14 protein-coding genes and 1 pseudogene are annotated in these 16,771 nt (G+C 53.1%); 4 read left to right on the top strand and 11 right to left on the bottom strand.

Features of this window, described 5'->3' with window-relative positions:
* Positions 1-225 precede the first annotated feature (225 nt).
* From AC2FLB_RS15500 to AC2FLB_RS15475, 6 genes are all read right to left on the bottom strand, one after another.
* Positions 226-1,197, bottom strand: coding sequence for a D-cysteine desulfhydrase family protein (locus AC2FLB_RS15500; protein ID WP_496709587.1), 972 nt, complete (start codon positions 1,195-1,197; stop codon positions 226-228).
* Between the two features lie 61 nt (positions 1,198-1,258).
* Complete coding sequence (locus tag AC2FLB_RS15495; protein WP_496709586.1) at positions 1,259-1,987, bottom strand: TSUP family transporter; 729 nt, start codon at positions 1,985-1,987, stop codon at positions 1,259-1,261.
* A gap of 109 nt (positions 1,988-2,096) precedes the next feature.
* Positions 2,097-2,831: an aspartate/glutamate racemase family protein gene (locus tag AC2FLB_RS15490; protein ID WP_496709585.1), complete on the bottom strand. Its 735-nt coding sequence runs from the start codon at positions 2,829-2,831 to the stop codon at positions 2,097-2,099.
* Between the two features lie 28 nt (positions 2,832-2,859).
* The gene (locus AC2FLB_RS15485; RefSeq protein WP_496709584.1) at positions 2,860-4,098 is read right to left on the bottom strand and encodes an NAD(P)/FAD-dependent oxidoreductase; all 1,239 of its coding nucleotides are present in this window, start codon (positions 4,096-4,098) and stop codon (positions 2,860-2,862) included.
* Positions 4,099-4,102: 4 nt separating this feature from the next.
* A complete protein-coding gene (locus tag AC2FLB_RS15480) occupies positions 4,103-6,316 on the bottom strand; it encodes a TRAP transporter permease (protein ID WP_496709583.1) in 2,214 nt (737 codons plus the stop codon).
* Between the two features lie 80 nt (positions 6,317-6,396).
* Positions 6,397-7,404, bottom strand: coding sequence for a TAXI family TRAP transporter solute-binding subunit (locus AC2FLB_RS15475; RefSeq protein ID WP_496709582.1), 1,008 nt, complete (start codon positions 7,402-7,404; stop codon positions 6,397-6,399).
* Positions 7,405-7,533: 129 nt separating this feature from the next.
* Between AC2FLB_RS15475 and AC2FLB_RS15470 the strand changes: the two genes are divergently transcribed.
* Both AC2FLB_RS15470 and AC2FLB_RS15465 read left to right on the top strand, forming a co-directional pair.
* Positions 7,534-8,511: a LysR family transcriptional regulator gene (locus AC2FLB_RS15470; RefSeq protein WP_496709581.1), complete on the top strand. Its 978-nt coding sequence runs from the start codon at positions 7,534-7,536 to the stop codon at positions 8,509-8,511.
* Positions 8,512-9,229: 718 nt separating this feature from the next.
* Positions 9,230-10,354, top strand: coding sequence for an ImmA/IrrE family metallo-endopeptidase (locus tag AC2FLB_RS15465; protein ID WP_496709580.1), 1,125 nt, complete (start codon positions 9,230-9,232; stop codon positions 10,352-10,354).
* Here the strand turns inward: AC2FLB_RS15465 and AC2FLB_RS15460 are convergent.
* Together AC2FLB_RS15460 and AC2FLB_RS15455 are read right to left on the bottom strand one after the other, a co-directional pair.
* Entirely contained in the window at positions 10,333-11,271 is a 939-nt protein-coding gene (locus AC2FLB_RS15460; protein ID WP_496709579.1) for an alpha-glutamyl/putrescinyl thymine pyrophosphorylase clade 3 protein, read from the bottom strand. The two genes, AC2FLB_RS15465 and AC2FLB_RS15460, sit on opposite strands and share 22 nt — an antisense overlap.
* Positions 11,272-11,282: 11 nt before the next feature.
* Positions 11,283-12,323 carry a thymidylate synthase gene (locus tag AC2FLB_RS15455; RefSeq protein ID WP_496709578.1) on the bottom strand — a complete coding sequence of 347 codons (1,041 nt, stop codon included), beginning with the start codon at positions 12,321-12,323 and terminating at the stop codon, positions 11,283-11,285.
* A gap of 148 nt (positions 12,324-12,471) precedes the next feature.
* Here AC2FLB_RS15455 and AC2FLB_RS15450 point away from each other — a divergent pair, with 148 nt between their 5' ends.
* Positions 12,472-13,272 carry a hypothetical protein gene (locus tag AC2FLB_RS15450; protein WP_496709577.1) on the top strand — a complete coding sequence of 267 codons (801 nt, stop codon included), beginning with the start codon at positions 12,472-12,474 and terminating at the stop codon, positions 13,270-13,272.
* Between the two features lie 167 nt (positions 13,273-13,439).
* On the opposite strand, the pseudogene AC2FLB_RS15445 reads toward AC2FLB_RS15450, so the two are convergent.
* Positions 13,440-13,941 (bottom strand): annotated as a pseudogene (locus AC2FLB_RS15445) (tyrosine-type recombinase/integrase).
* Positions 13,942-14,308: 367 nt separating this feature from the next.
* On the opposite strand from AC2FLB_RS15445, the gene AC2FLB_RS15440 reads away from it, so the two are divergent.
* Complete coding sequence (locus tag AC2FLB_RS15440; RefSeq protein ID WP_496692096.1) at positions 14,309-14,698, top strand: hypothetical protein; 390 nt, start codon at positions 14,309-14,311, stop codon at positions 14,696-14,698.
* Between the two features lie 270 nt (positions 14,699-14,968).
* Here the strand turns inward: AC2FLB_RS15440 and AC2FLB_RS15435 are convergent, their stop codons facing one another.
* Both AC2FLB_RS15435 and AC2FLB_RS15430 read right to left on the bottom strand, forming a co-directional pair.
* Positions 14,969-16,207 carry an adenylate/guanylate cyclase domain-containing protein gene (locus tag AC2FLB_RS15435; protein WP_282022217.1) on the bottom strand — a complete coding sequence of 413 codons (1,239 nt, stop codon included), beginning with the start codon at positions 16,205-16,207 and terminating at the stop codon, positions 14,969-14,971.
* 61 nt (positions 16,208-16,268) lie between these two features.
* Positions 16,269-16,721 carry a MarR family winged helix-turn-helix transcriptional regulator gene (locus AC2FLB_RS15430; protein ID WP_142639108.1) on the bottom strand — a complete coding sequence of 151 codons (453 nt, stop codon included), beginning with the start codon at positions 16,719-16,721 and terminating at the stop codon, positions 16,269-16,271.
* Between the last annotated feature and the right edge of the window lie 50 nt (positions 16,722-16,771).

Here is a 16,771-nt window from a genome sequence, read left to right as displayed (position 1 = left end):
GCAATGCGGCTTCGGCCTCTCGCTGCGCTCGCAAGATCGTTCGCCATGCGAATTCACAGATCGCGCAACAATCCTGCCGTTCCCAGCGAAGAACTCAGTTGCCACTCGCGAACCAAAGCTGACCTTGCGTATTCGCAAATCGAGCCGGAACGGGCTAAAAAAATCGTTTGGGTACTAAAAGTACAGCCAAGCAGGGTCCTGATCCGGATTTGTGCTTTGGACACCTCAAGCCGGGTTGCCTACTAGCTCTTTTTGATACCCGAAAAGTGCGGGCAACCCGCCCGTGTGCAGCAAAACGACTTTCTCACCTGGTTTTATCTTTCCACGTTCGATCAGGTCCAGCAAACCGGCGAATGTTTTGGCAGAATAGACCGGGTCTAGAAAAACCCCTTCGGTTCGGGCCATTTTCTCCAAAGCAGCGCGTGTTTTGGCATTCACTTTGCCATAGCCTGGCGGCAAGGCTTCATCCCAAACATCAATCCTGTCCTGTAGAAAACCTGCGTCGATATTCAGCAAATCCGCGAGATTCTGCAGAACGGTTTTCATTCGAGCCTTTTGCTTTTCACGATCCCGGCGCACGCAAATCCCAAACACCGAGGCAATGCTTTCTTCCAGCGCCAATCCGGTTAGCAAACCGCCATGTGTCGCGCCGCTGCCTGACGGGACAACGACCGCATCGAAATCTGGCATCTGCTGGTACAATTCCTGCCCAGCGACGACATAACCCAGGGCTCCTAGGGGTGGATGATGCAGGCCAAGGTGAATAACGTAAGGTGTGCAACCTTGGGCTTTCAATTCGTCGGCGCGTGCATGCAATGCCGCGTCCGCTCCGGGTTCGTCTTCGCCCTCTGGGTAACTCATTTGCTCGGCACCCAAGATTTGTGCCAGGAGTACATTTCCGGACGCATAATACTCTGATCCCATGTCCGGCACACGCTCTTCCAACTGAAGCACCGATTGCATACCCAGTTTGGCCGCTGCGGCGGCTGCAGATCGCACAAAATTGGATTGAACGGCGCCCGTGATCAGAATGGTATCAGCGCCTTTTTGCTGCGCATCTCCTAGATAAAATTCAAGCTGCCGTGTTTTGTTGCCACCAAAACTAAGCCCGGTCAGATCATCACGTTTCAGCCAGAGATCGATATCCAGCTCGGCCGATAGGTTGTCCAGGTGCTCCAAAGGTGTTGGGCCAGACATGAGTTGGGCACGTGGAAATCTGTGCAGATTTTCGTTTCGTATCATCGTGTGACCTTTGAGATTAAGCCGTCATATAGGCGCGATAGAACAGAACACAGCACGCGATCAGTGAAACCACGCGGATCGATGCTATGACGACCGCCTGTGGCAAGTAGGGACCTGTCGCACGGCCAAGTAAGCTGCCGATCAAGGTTATGGCGAGGAACCCCCATACTGACGACCCATACGAGATTGATTGTGCCCCGGACAGATTGTGCAACAAAAATGCGATGCCATATGCCACCAGCGCTATTGGTTGAACCAGCTTTGCCACCTCTTTGGCGGACCGACCCTTTGCAATCAAACCGAACACCATAAGTGGACCCGGGGTTGCCGCCCATACAGTTGCAAGTCCGGACAATCCGGTAACAGCTGAAAACCCGACGTTTCCAATTGAGCCACGCAAGGGGAGCAAGGTTGTAATCAAGCCGATTAACAACAGGCAGGCCGTCAGGGCGAGAACAAACGCCTCGCTCAAAAGGGGATAAACAATGCGGCCAGCAGCCACTCCAACGCAGCATCCAATGACCGCAGTGACGATTATCCGCCGATTATTTTTCAGAACATGCCGGTCCGTTGCCACCGCTGACACAACGGTGTTTAGCAGAAGCAAAATGGGAACCGCCGTCGGCGTGCCAAGCATAATCATCATGGGTGGCCCCGCAATGATGCTAAATCCGATGCCAACCCCGACTTGCAGCATAGCGCCAACGCAAATAGCGGTCATCAGGATGTACAGTTCATCGGGCACTCAAACTCCTATGGATCGGGGGATTGTTGCAGGGCCACAGGTACCTTGATTGACCAGCTGAGGTCTACTTCAATTCCAACCCACCTACGGCACGGCGCGGTCAGCGCTGCTACGGCATCATTCCAGAGTATGGTACTCGGGCCGCCACAGAATGCGCCATATGCGCCAGTGTCGTAAGGTCAAAAATGGGAAGCCGCAGTTCTTCCTGAAGGCGCGTGGCATATGGCGGCAGATCTGTACACTCCAATACCAATGACCGAATATCCGGAGCTTCAAGCATAAGACTGCGAGCGGCATCCAAGACCTCGGCTTCGATCAGATCAGTATCCATCCTCGTTCGTGCGTTCCGCAAGATCACCTCGGCGAATTCTGATGTACCTTCCAAGCCCTTCACTGCCACAGGAACACCGGCTGCACCGACACCTTCAAAATGCTGGGGCGTCAGTGCCGATGCATCCGCAGTCAGCACGCCCACTGGGGCGCTGGCCCCGGTCATGTGATAAGCCAGCGGCACCTGGATCAGGCTGGATGCAAAAACAGGAACGGAAACCGCCGCTGCCAGCTCTTTTTGAAACAGGGCCAGGAAGCCACAACTGCCGGTGATGGCACGAACGCCTTCAGCCTCAAGCCGCTTGGCTCCTTCAATGAAGGGGGTCAGCAATTCGGGCGTAGGATTATTCAGCAAGGTCGGGACAGTCACGCCGTCGATCATCTCATACAGGACCGGAAATGGCAGACTGGATGGGTTCTTGATATGGCCCGGCGGTTTTGGAAAATAACTTTCAAGGCACAGAACACCGATCGACGCGCCGCATATATTCTGACCACCTTGGTAAATTGGCATTGTTATCAGACCTTTCTAACTTGAGTGTTCAAAACCTGGCCAACGAAAACGGGGCCATATCGACGTTCGGGCTGCGACCGGACACAAGATCCGCCACAAGCTCACCGGTTTTCGGGGCCATCATCAGCCCGTAATGTGAATGTCCGAACGCGGCATACAGCCCGTCTGAGCCGTTGATCGGCCCGATAGCAGGCAAACTGTCCGGAAATGATGGCCGTCGACCCATCCAGAATCGTGCCTCGCTTGTTTCGAGGTCTGGCAACATCGCCTTTGCCTGTTCGGTCAGGATTTCTTTCTTGCGCGGATCAGCGGGCGCATCGACGCTGCCAAATTCGGCCGTGCCGGCGACTCTCAGGCCGCCCAGCATCGAGCTTGCGACGACCTTTGCGTCCACATCCATGACCGAGTTGTTCAATTGGACTGAACGGTTCGGGAATTCAACGTGGTAGCCGCGCTCGGCAACAAGGGGCACTGACAGCCCAAACGGTTTCAGCAGGTCGGCGGACCACACCCCAGCCGCAAGTATAAGCCTGGGGGCGTGCAGCGTATCCTGTGATGTTGTAATCTGCCAACTTCCATCTTGGGTCTGGATCAACTTGGAGACTTCGGTTTGTACGATCTCGGCCCCTTGCATGCATGCTTTTTCAGCCAGAACTGCCCCCAGACGTCCTGGTGAGGTTACGCGTGCCTGACCTTTGATCACGATCGCGGCTTTGAATTCCTCTGACAGTGCAGGTTCCAGGCCGCGCAACTCGGCACCATCGACAAGCTCCAGATCGCCTCCTTTTTCCTGGCGGATCAGATATCCAAGCCCATTCAGATCAGCCTGCTTCCGATGGCGAAATGCGTGAATATAGTAGCTGTCAGTGATCAGGTTTTCGTGCCCGGTGCCTTGAAGATGACGACGATACAGGTCGATAGAAGGGCGGCACAAAAGCTCCATCGCGTCCGAGATTTCGCGCACTGACTTTTCGCCGGAATTTCCCAAAAACCGCAGCCCCCAGGGGATCATTTTTGGCCAGAAACTGATTCTGACCGAAAGCGCACTTTTAGGATCCAGTAGCATCTGGGGCAGTGATTTCCATATGCCCGGCATCGCTTGCGGAATGATTGACCACGGCGACACTACACCTGCATTCCCGAAAGAGGTTTCCTGACCTGGTTCACCACGGTCAATCAATCGAACCGGAATGCCGCGTTCCTGTAACGACAAAGCGCAACAAATGCCGACGATCCCTGCGCCGATAATGGTCACTTGTTCTGTCATGGTTTCACGCCGGTGAGTGACTGCGGTTGCGGGCGATCAGTTGAGTGACGATGACAGGTGATGCCACGGCCAGCGCGATCAGATCAGCAGTCAGGCTGGGCGCGACAAAGATAATCCCAGCGATGGCCAACAGAATGCGCGATGCGATATTCAGCGGACTCAACCAATACCCAACCACAGCCGCCGACAGGGCAATAACCCCGGCGATGCAACTGGTCGCGGTATAGGTGAATTCCCATAGGTTGAACCCGGTTGACGACACGAACAGCAGCACCGGCGCATAAACAAAGGCCATAGGCGCTATCACTTTGCCCAATCCAAGGGTGAAGGCAGAAAGACCAGTTCGGAACGGGTTCGAGTTCGCAATGGCAGCCGCGGCATAGGCTGAAGTACAGACCGGTGGTGTAATTTCGGACACCACACCATAGTAGAGTACGAAAAGGTGGCTGGCGATGGGTGGAACACCCAGTTGCGCCAGCGCAGGCTGCGCCACTGACACCAGCATGATATACAGCGCGGTGGTCGGAATGCCCGCGCCCATCAAGATACAGACGACGGCGATGAACACCAGTGAGATGAACAATTGTAAGTCTTCCATCGCAAAGAACTGGAAGCTGCCGAACGAGATCATGTTGTACAGATCCGATGCCAGGTTGCCTGCGCCCTGTGTAACCATGAAACCGATGCGGAACCCGATGCCAGTGGTGTTGATCACGCCTACCACGATACCGACCGCAGCAGCGGCGGCGCCCACGGCTAGGGAGTATTTCACACCCAATTCTACCGCCTGTAGCATCTCGGGCACTTCGATGCGTTTCTGAGGGTTCATAGTTGCGACCACCGTCAATCCGCACAGGATTGTTGTCATGGTCAGGTCAAAGCCGCCGTCTGAGAACTTCCACAGTACAAAGCTGAGGAACGCTGCCGCGTAGATCAATGTCGGCGGTTGCCTCAAGCGCGACATGCCCGCGATTACCGCAAGTGATATGCCGCAGAAGGCCGACATGAAGGGCGTGTAACCCGTGAACAGAACCACTAGCAGGCCGATCAGGGGCACTATGTTGGCCCAGCCTTCGGCCCAGACGGCTTTGAGCTGCGGCATTTGCTCTTTGGTCAGACCTTTCAAGTTCAGCTTGCGCGCCATCAGGTGCACCACGGCAAAGACGCCAACATAGTGCAGAAGGGCTGGAAAGATCGCTGCAATCACGATCGTGGTATATGGAACCTCGAGGAATTCGGCCATGATAAAGGCGGCGGCCCCCATGATCGGCGGAGTGATCTGACCACCAGCAGAAGATGCTGCTTCGACGCCGCCCGCAAAGTGGCCGGGGTATCCTAGACGCTTCATGTTGGGAATGGTCAGCGCGCCGGTCGAAACGGTGTTGGCCACCGAAGAACCCGAGATCGTGCCGAAGAAGGCCGAGGATACCACCGACACTTTTGCCGGACCGCCGGTATAACGGCCCGCCAAAATAGTTGCATTGTCGATGAACAGCTGCCCCAGCCCCGTACGCTGCGCGATCACGCCAAACAGCACAAAATGAAACACGATGGTCGAAACAACCCAAAGAGTGACGCCATAGATGCCTTCCTGCGGGAAATACATCGACGACACGAAGGTTTTGAAGTTCACGCCGGGATGTTGCAGCAATCCGGGGAAATACGGCCCCAGCAGGGCATATGAGATAAACACACAGATGATCAGGGGCAGCACCCAACCCAAGGTGCGGCGCGCGATGTCCAGCACAAGCAGGATAATGATAACGCCCAAGATCACGTCATAGCTATTGGGGTTACCCATGCGGAACGTCTGTTCCTCGATACCCAGAAAAGGAATGCCGCGCCAGGCGACGCCAACATACAGCGCTGCAATGATCCCCAGCACCATGAAGACTAAGTCGTACAGTGGGACGTTGCCTATGCGAAACCGGCTTACCTTAAGCGCATAAAGGCTTTTGGCCCCGATAATCGGGATTGTCGCGTAGACCAGAATGAACAGCAGGGCCAGATAAATGCCCATGTGCCAGTGATCGGCAGGCAGGCCAAACCCGGCTGTGAAAAATTCGTAGAATGCAAAGATCAGGGCGACGAAGCGCAGAACAATTCCGGTTGTCGGAGTTACCTGACGGACGGCGGCGCCTTCGTCGAATTGTTCTTCGATTGCAGCCAGTTCCTCGGCTGTCAGCTCGTGGTCATCAAGCTTTTGTGTCTCGGACATGATGGCCCCCTGATTGCGCGTATTTTGAGTACCCGGTGCTCAGATCTGAGCACCGGACAACTAAGTTTCGGGAGAAAGAATTACTGAAGAAGCCCGGCTTCTTTGTAGAACTTCTCGGCACCCGGATGTAGCGGAACACCCAGCGCCTCCACGCCGTCCAACGCCGTATCTGGTGTGATCTGCTTACCCTTGGCATGACCGTTGTCCAGCAGCTTGCGAGTGTTGTCATTCCAAAGAGCTTTGGTCATCTGATAGACCAGATCATCGGACAGGTCCGAGGATACAACCAGCATCGCGCTTACCGCGGGGGTCTTCGTATCCGCATCAATACCTTCATAGACACCGCCAGGGATGGCCGAAGGGATATAAGCCGGAATGATCTCATTGATTTTGGCCAGGTCCTCATCGCTGAACGAGTGCAGGTTCATGCCTTTGGTCGAAGATAGTTGCACCATCGCAGCAACCGGCCAGCCCGCAGCGTAGAAATAGGCGTCGAGCTGACCATCGGCCAGCCGCTCGGCGCTCTGGCTGTTGTTAAGCTCGGCCTCATCCATGTTGTCACGGTTAACGCCCCAAGCATCCAGCATCTGCAAAACGGCAACCTGCGTGCCGGAACCAGCCTGCGCAATACCAACGCGCTTGCCTTCCAGATCACTCAGATCGTTAATCGTCGAGCCGGCCGGAAGCACCAGGTGCAGGTCTTCGGGGAACAGATTGGCGACGATGCGCAGTTTTGGATGGGGTTTGCCTTCGAACTTTCCTTCACCCAGATACATCGAACGGGTGACGTCGGCTGCAGCCAGCCCGGCCTCAAGTTCTCCGTTCTGCACGGCGGCATTGTTGAAGACCGAAGCGGTGGTGGATTGCGCGATCGCGATCAGGCCCGGAACACCGCACTGGCCGCCTTCTTCACACGGGCGCGATCCCGGAGGGGCGGAGATTCCGTTTGCGATGGTGCCACCGATGGGGAAATAGGTTCCGCCAGCGCCACCGGTGCCAATACGGAAGAACGTTGGGTCCTGCGCCAGCGCGGGGGCTGCCAGCGCGCCGGCCAATGCAAGACCAGTCAAGCATTTCACAAATTTCATTATCATCTCCCTTGTTGGAATTTCGGTTTTGGTTTTCCCAAACTTCGATCCTGCAAGCGTAGAGACAAACTTCATAAATACAAATTTGTTATATTTCACTAAACTAAAGTTTTGCTTATGTTTAAGAATATGAACCTAACTCAGCTAACCGTATTTCGTGAGGTGATGGAGACCGGCTCCATCTCTCAAACCGCCAAGAAACTAAATCGCACGCAGCCTGCAATCAGTCTTGCGTTGAAAAACCTTGAAAAATCTCTGGGCCTGATGCTGTTCGAACGTAAAGGACGGCGTTTGGTGCCGGCTCCCGAAGCGCATTATCTTTTGGCAGAAACGACAGGCATTCTTGACCGCCTTGCGTCGATCTCCAACACCATGGAAGGTCTCATCAAAGGGCATGCCGGAAGCTTGAATATTGCAACGATGCCTGGTCCATCTGCCTTTTTGTTCCCGCGTTTCATAAGCCAGTCAGTTGGCGAAAACCCCGAAATTCGCATAACACTTTCCACTCGCAGCTCACCTCAGATTATGGAGCTTGCGGGATCACAAAACATCGACTTCGGCTTTGCTGACTTCGAGCATTCAACCGGTAAAGAACCCCAATACTCCGCCGAGCTTATCCAGGCAGATTGCTTCTGTGCCCTTGATCGCGATCATCCGCTTTCATCGCGCCAGAGCTTGGCCTTATCAGACCTGGATAGAACGCCAATGGGCGGCCTGCATCCTTCACACCCGTTTCAACGAAAAATCCGGCAGGAGTTTGAAAATGTTGCCGCTGAATACAACCCAACGGTAACTTGCCAGTACTTTCTGCCATTAATCCCCTTTGTGAGTTCAGGACAGTGTTGCAGCATCGTAGATCCGCTGACAGTTGCGACTGAGCGTGAACTTAACTTCTCGAATGGCAAAGTGGTTTTCTTACCCTTCACGAAACCGCTCAGATATGAGTATGCCATCCTCGAACCAAACCACCGACCACCGTCCCAATTGGCACTACAGACCAAAGCGGGATGGAAGGCAGAAGTGTTGAGGATGTTGGGTGGTGTGAAGGCAAACCCCCTTTCCTTTTGGGTAGATGAAGCAGGGACAGAACATAATAGATCACAATAGACCTTACGATCTGAAAACCAATTTTTGTGTTTGGCTACTGTGTGACCAAAAGCCGGCATTCATGCATGTTGCAGCATTCGTGACTTTGGGCTCACTACGGACCTCGGAGACAGCGCAGCATCCATGCGATAAACGACCTGGGCACGGTCAGTCCGGCCCTTCGCAGTCATTCAATAGATCTACCAAATGCTGCCGCTGCATTCCCAACAACAGACGTTCATAACTCCGCCGAACTTCTCTTGCTTCTAAGTCGGTGTTGTCAGAAATAGCAGTTGGCGCGTGACTTTTGTGGCGAGGCTAAGTAGCATCTACCCTATGTATGACCATTGGGAAGATAAGGTACGGCGCCCATCCACCAAGGCCCTATTTTGTGCAATTGTTAGGATGGTGGGTCCTTGGAACCGACATTTTCGAGCAAACTCATGAGAGACTTAGCGACAGAACCCAAGAAGGCTTACCGTCACCTCGGAAGTGAAAACGGTCAAGCCTTCATTGGTTTGGTGGCGGACTTTAGAGCGGCCATCTTTGCCGGAGATGTACCGATGGGTCCAATTTCGGCCACCAGAGTAGGAGACAGTTTCGAATTAGACTGGTTCGTATCGTCTGGTTGTACGCTGAAAACAGTGATAGCTGCACGCGGCGCTGGGGACGAAGCTTGGAAAGATTCTCATAGAATCCAACTAGAGGCTCTAAAGATTGGCGGGGAGATATTGACTTAATGTTTGAACCAGACTGGGCTTCCCCACCGGGTGACACGATCTCTCGACTGGCTACCGCAGGCAATCTGTCTGTGCACGACTTGGCCGAACGCATAGGGTTCGAAGAAGACGTGCTCTCTGGCATCATGGACGGCAGAACCCAAATTTGCGATGAGATTGCAGACGCACTATCCAACGAACTCGGTGCATCGCGCCAGTTCTGGATCGAGCGTTACAATCAATTTCTTGACGACAAAGAGCGCATTGCTGGTTCTGCTCAAACAGAGACGCTTTCCACATGGGGGCAGTCTTTTCCAGCCAAAGCATTGCGGCAACTAGGCTGGCTGCCGAAGGGCTCTCGCGGTGAGCGGTTATCCAAAGACATACTAGATTTTTTTGGGTGCGACAGCATCAAAGGTTGGAATGAGCGCTACTCATCTGGGATAGGCCAAGTTGCGTTTCGAACGTCTTTTGCGTTTGAAACTGATGAAATGGCAACTTTGGCTTGGCTGCGCGTCGGTGAGGTTCAATCCGAAAGCTTGGCTCTCGCGAGGTTTTCTGCGAACGACTTCAAAAACCGTTTGCCTGAATTGAAGAAGTTGTGCGCACTCAAGCGCCCTGAGTTGTTCTTTCCAAAACTTCAGCAAGCTTGCGCCGAACACGGCGTTGGTCTTGTTAGTTCGAAGGCACCGACAGGTTGTCGAGCAAGCGGTGCCACTTGGACGTCGGCCAAGGGCAACCCTATTATTTTACTAAGTTTCCGATATCTGAGTGAGGACCATTTCTGGTTTACCTTTTTTCACGAAGCTGCGCACGTAGTTCTTCATGGCACTGACCACATTTCGGTTGATGGCAGCGACCCGTCGCCTTTAGGTGTGTCCGCAGTCGAAGATGAAGCTGATATTTTCGCTCAAGATGCGCTTGTCGCAGCTGATCTACGAGACGAGATGCTAAATGCCATACCGACTCGTCCACATGCACGTAGGATCGCGCGAAAAGCTGGGGTGACACCGGGCATTGTTGTCGGGCAGCTTCAGAAATCTGGGGCGCTCCAACCACACCAGTTTAACGATCTTAAGCGCCGGTACAAATGGAGCGACAACACAATACTTCCTGTCCTTTCTCAACCTCGGAAATACACGTAGGCATTCGGGCTTTTTTGCCAGTTGCAAAGGCTATCCTCGATCACTTGCTTGCCTACCCCGAGAATCTCGTCCAAGGCATCAACACGCGGCTCCAAGGCTCTGCCGGTGATATTGTGATCTCGGTTGTTAAAAAACAGTAGCCGTGCCCCAGCAAGCGGTCCTGTTGCCTTGTCCAAGTAGACGCTACCGGGTGTAATCGGAGCAAGCTGAAGTTTGCCGAGCATCGTAAGGAAGTCAAACCTGCCGAGGCGACCACCCCCAAACCCAAATACCCCCTTCATGGATTTGTAGAGAGCATCGAAAGCGGCCTGCGGCTCCTGACCCACACTTGCATGTGTCGCGATCATTCGTTCGCGAAAGCCACCGAGCTCGGTTTGCCACTCATAGTATGTTCGAAACGTCTTGGCTATTGCGAGTGGTTTTTTGCTTTGGAATTTGCGGTGGTTAGAAAAACTACCGGAAATGCTGGCGTCGGCCAAGCCAGCAGAGTTCACGCCCAACATGTTTTCGAAGCCTGCCGGGTTCGCAGCATATTGAGCGAATGTCCAAACTGGTCCTGCGCCGAACGATCCATAGACATTTGCAGCGAGCTTCCATTCGTCTACCGCATGTTTACCGAAATGAGTGAGGACGAATGTTATCCATACTGCTTCGTCCAACTGTCCACCTCGTTGAAAGTGAAGCGCCCCTCGTATTGGGTCGAAAATTCCAGAATGCGGATCACACCTGCCCGCGTTCACGCCACGCATCAACAACAAGTCAGTATATGAAATTCGGCGTAGGCTGGACACGATTTGTTGTGCCCAGCAACGTCTCCGCTGAGCACTCGCAATACTCGGAAGTGGACCAAATTGCGCTTCGATCTGGCCGATCTTTGCGAGAATTTCATCTATTCTGTCTTTGTGGATGCCGTTCATTTGCCGCCGCCTCAGCTCAAATTTTCAAATAGATCCCTAACGGGAGATTTTTTTCTTTCGAGCCTACCAAGGATGTAGATTCGATAGGTCGGTGAAATATCCTTCATGATATTTACAACTCTACGTAGCTCGGGCCTCTCGGTTCTGAGGCCATCTCCGCGTTTCTTCATTTCCTCAAACATCTTATGAATTCTGAAGAGTTCAATGAAATCTCGCCAGTATGCGTCAAGGTCAGTTGGAACAACGTAACCTATGTTGCCAGATCGAATTTCCTGCTCCGCTCTCTTTACCTTATCGATGCTCGGCCATGGGTTTCCTGATGGCATTTCAGGCATTGGCGAGAAATCATGGAAACCCTCTCTGTAGTATGCTTCGGCACCAGATGTCGAAGTGTTCGCTAGGCGATCCTCAGTTGCCTCACAGTCATGGTATAGGTGTAGGCTTGTTACAGAATGGGTGTAATTACCCAACCCAAAGCCAAGTTCACGAGCTGCAACCTCTTGAAGCATAGTGAATGTGAAGATGTCGTGCGGGAGGCCGAAGAATGCGTCATTGGAACGCATATGCGTGTGCATCATCAACTGCCCATTCCTAACCGCAAATTGAATGGTACAGGTGCAAGGCTTGTCGCCGTTCTTGGGCCTTGCATCGGAGTTGGCGTAAATTTGTACTAGTGCGTTGCGCGAGCCTTCTCGCTCACGCAAAGTACGGATCACCCGATCCCACTCGCTAACTCCGTCACGCTTTTCTAGTGCCCCTTTTCCAAAAATTCGCGGTCCGTAGGCCCCGTTTGCAGTGACTTCGTCTTTTATCAGTTTTGGATAATTGGGGATGTAGTGTTTGATGAAATCGACGCTATCACTGCCCGCTAGATACCAGAAAAACTCGCCAATTGGGCTAAAAGCTTTGGCCTTTGAAAATGATCGGCTTAGCCGCGCCCGCGGGTTTTTTAGTTCTAAGAGCGCGCCAAAAACCTCGGTGCTTCTTCCCTTGTTTGAGTCGACTTCAAAATTCCCACGCCCGTTGAGAAGCTGCTTGAAGACAGCCCTCATCAGATCATCTAGGCTGTCTTCGCTCGCGTGAAACAACTTCGCTCAACCTCACCTTTTGGTTGAATTTCGACGTTGTCTCGGGAAAGTTCAAGGGGTTAGCCGAGCGGTTTCCTGAACTTAATCCACAAGCGGCGCAACGGAGAAAACTATGACCGCAATTGAAATCAAGAAATTTATCGAGGGAGTGGAAGAGCTGAGGTCGTGGCGCCTAAACAATATCTACTGCGAAATAAAGGAATGGGGTGATCGGCCAATCGAGTTCAAATCTGATCCTCGCGGGACCCAACTATTTTCAATAGAGGAAATGAAAAGATCATTCTGTAGGCGATTTATTAACTTAGCCGATTCAGCTGGCCGACTACTTGAGGAGAATAGGGTAGTAAGCGCGGCCATCCTTGCGAGAGCACAGATTGAGACTGTCGGCATGGCAGCCTTTTTTGTGCATGAGGTGTCTCGAATGACGCAGAAGGGCGACCTTGAAGCTTTTGAAGGACGAGTTGCTCAGTTCCTCGGCGGACCGGTCGACGGCGGGGGCATCGCCAAGCGCGTTCACGTCATGGATGCTATGAGGCACCTCGACAAACTAGACCATACCTATGTTGAATACCTCTGGACCAAATATCCTGTAATGAAAGGTTTTTTTAACGCGTTAGACGAGGTCAAGTCATCAGGACTGGAAATCCAAGACCTTGTTAGCAGGATTTCTGCGATGAAGAACTATGACACGTTGAGCGAGTTCGTTCACCCAAATGCTCTGGGAACCTTTTTCATCTTTGGGCAACCTGAGGATAGAGGCCCAGACGAAGAAAAAGTAAGCGAGCTACTACGAAGGATGACTGGTGCAGCCACATGGCAAGGGCACCATATGATAACAGCCTTGAATGCCGCCGAGGGGTGGTCTGACGATTACTTTCAGCAGTTTGGGACCGAACGTCCGCTTTCTCCGTAATATACTGTTCGCTTTGCACTCGCGGCCAAGGTCAGCTCTCCGCCCTTATTACCAAAATATACAAGCCGCAGCATCGGTCAATACGGGCTTGAATCGAACAACCGCTGCGGCACGAATGTGAGTCCGATCCGGATTGGCGAACGGCAAGTGCGGCCCGCTAACGTGGTTCAAATGTCGATCTGCTCGGCGATGCTCAGCGCATCTTTAAGTTCGACACCAAGGTATCTGACAGTGCTGTCTACCTTTGTGTGTCCAAGCAGGAGTTGAACTGCTCTGAGATTTCCGGTTTTGCGGTATATCTCCGCTGCTTTGGTCCGGCGCAGCGAATGGGTACCGTATCCACTGGGCCCCAGCCCGATCGCCGCCACCCAATCTCGCACAAGTCGACCATATTGGCGTGTTGAGATATGCGAGCGGTCGTGAAACCGGCTGGGAAACATGAAACGGCAGCCGATCATTTCCGGTGACGTGATCCAAGAGGCAATCGTATCGCGCGTGTTTTCAGAGAGTTCGAACTGAACGGGCCGCTTGGTTTTGCTTTGGATAACAGACACGCGCACGGATAGCCCAAACCTGTTTCGGAAGCAGCGGCCGTTTCTGGCCGACAATCCGGCCCTTGTTCCAGGCTTTTCGTTTCGGAGTGACAGCGGGAAGTTGGACTCTTGGCATGATTTGCCCTCCGATCCTCCCTCCATCCCCGAACATCAGCACCGCGCTGACGAAGTTATCGTACAAACGGAGTGAATGCCTGCTCTCGGAAGTCAGCCGAGAACACCATTTCTGCCGGTGCATTCGGCAGCTAGGAGCCCAATCCTTCCTAGCTGTTGCAGTGCAGCGAATGACTGCTACTAAAAGTCGAGGTGTGTGTTTGAGTGAAAGGGTTTTCACTTAGGGACGCAGTGATGGAGCCGCGACTCATACGAACTGGGTCAAAATCAAATTCTGTAGCGCCGTGTAGTCTTGAATAGAAATAGCCCTTTGCCTATACCAGCGCCAACAGGTGGAGTTCACTCTTGATGACTCGATGGGACAATGTATGAAGAACGCTCTTTTGTTATCAGCTTCGCTGGTGGTTTTGGCATCTTGTGATGTCGCGCCCACGTCGGAAGTAGAGGGTTTTACACTGTCAGAAACTCCTGCATCTCAAAGCAATCCGGCACCTCAAGTGGCTGAAATAGATGGTCTTTCATTTATGGTCGCTACTTCGGATGACAGATCAGCGGCATTGGTTGGCATCCCAAGGCAACGCGGATCATATACTGGAAGTGATGTCGAATCCGCCGCGGAGCAGATTACGGGGTGCGACGCAACAATTGTACCGGGGGAGTGGTTTTTCCTCGGTGATTTGAAGAACTTTGAATTGAGCAATCTCCGACCCAATGTACGCCATCCATTTACGGGTTGGCAGGTCGAACTCAGCTGCTGATTTAGTCGGATACAAAATGCGATGCGAGTTAGCTGTTCACCGAGATTTTTCTGGCCGTTGCTGTAAAACGGACATCGGCGCAACCGCAGCGAATTTACCCTTCGTCCCGCAACCTGTAAATCTGGGAAGTAAATCTCGCAGCGGCATGCTTGAATGGCCGGTTTTCACACCGCGCAGCGGCGCTGAGAATGATGCGGCCGTGGAGATTTTCGTGCTGCGAGCGCACGCAGCGAGAAAACCGAATTCACAGAATGGGCTCAAACCGGACGCTCAAACGCCTGATTGCGTTCCGGCAACATTATAAACCGTAAACAGCTCTTTCGGCTCGGCCACACCGCGCAGCATATAGCGCCCGACCGAGATCAGATCCTGATCGCAGGGCTGCGCCGCGCGGGCTACGTCATCCGAGATCAGTATCCGTTGCCCCAAAGACCGATGCATGCCAGCGATACGCGCGGCCTGATTCACCGCTGGGCCGATCACCGTGAAATCCAAACGTGTCTCAGAACCGATATTGCCATACAGAATTTCGCCCGCATGCAAGGCCAGTGTGAAGTTGGCCACCGGCAGTCCAGCGGATTCGCGCTGCGCATTCAGTTCGGCGATCCGGTCCTGCAACATGGGAACCGCCTGCAGGGCCGCCTGCACGTCCTCTTCAATCTCGCCGACATTGAACATAGCCATCAGTCCATCGCCCATGAACTTCAGAATATTGCCGCCATTATCGTGCACGACGCCAACGGCAACCGCCAGATAGTCGTTCAACATATCGATGATCTCGATTCCGGGCAGATTCTCGGAGAGGCTGGTAAAGCCCTCAAGGTCGAAATTCCATATCACGGCGTCGATCTGCTGTAGGGATCCGCGACGAATTTCACCCGACAAAACACGCCGTCCAGCATCCCGACCTAAGTAGACGCGCATCAGATCTTTGGATATCCGCGCGTTCGAGGCTGACTTTAGTGCCAGGCCCAAATGGGGCAGGGCCGTATTGATAAGGTCAAGATCCTGTTCCCGAAACCCATCCGGCGCGTTCGAGGCCCACGACAACAGGACTCCATCTACGGCTTTTTTTGAGGTCTGCGACCGCGGATCGAAATTCACACCTTTAGCGTAATACTCGGTCGCACCAGCTTCGCGTAATTCATTGATCAATGGATAGCGGCTGGGCTCGTTCTGATCGACCATGCGTTCATGGACGCCGTCAAGATCGTGATGTAAAATCGCATATAGAGGACTGCTCATCCAGTCTTCTCTGGTCTCTTCTGAATACTCGAATTTTTGATAGTCACCGCCGGTGTCTTGATACCAGCTGTATCCGGTGCCGCCATATACCGGGTGCAGCGCCGATTGCGCCGCGTGAAATCGCATCAGGGGCACACCAAGTTCAATCAGACGGGTGCAATAGCCATCCAGCAATTCTTCTTTTTCGGCACCTTCAAGGCCCCGCGTCACCAGCCAGTTGATCAGATCATTTGATTTTGCCGCGTTTTGGTTCGGGGCTGTCATTTCACATTCCTGTGTCCGCTCTGGCTTCCATCTGGGAGCGAAAGGTTCGAATTACCAGAGGTCAATTCATATCAGCCAGCTTTCGCAACATTTTGCGCAACAAGGTAGCCTCGTTTTCTGTGAACATTGCGGCAAGCTGAGCATCATATTGCTGCGCAATACCGCGCAATTCGCGATAAACCGACCGTCCGGCCGTGGTCAATGCAAGATGTTCAACGCGGCGATCTGTCTGGCTGACGGTTCTGACAAGAAATCGGCGCTGCTCAAGCCTGCTGACCGCGCGGCTTATCTTGGTTTTGTGAATCCGGGCGCGTTGACCGATTTCTTTCGCGCTCAATTCTCCGTAATTGCCCAGATGAAACAACACTCTCCATTCCGTGCGCAGCATCCCATAGCGGTCTTTGTATACACGCTGAAATTCCAGTGCGCTTTCCTCGGCTGCCCGGTTCAGCAGATAGGGCAGGAAATCCAGCAGATCAAACCCGTCTCTTTCGGTACTTTCTGTCTTTGTCATGCTTGTTAGTTACAAAATCAACTATTATCTCACAAGCAGAAAACAGCAGG

Source organism: Ruegeria sp. CDSA236 (assembly GCF_059611285.1).
The sequence above is the reverse complement of the archived record's forward strand: the minus strand, read 5'-3'. Positions and strand labels throughout refer to the sequence as shown.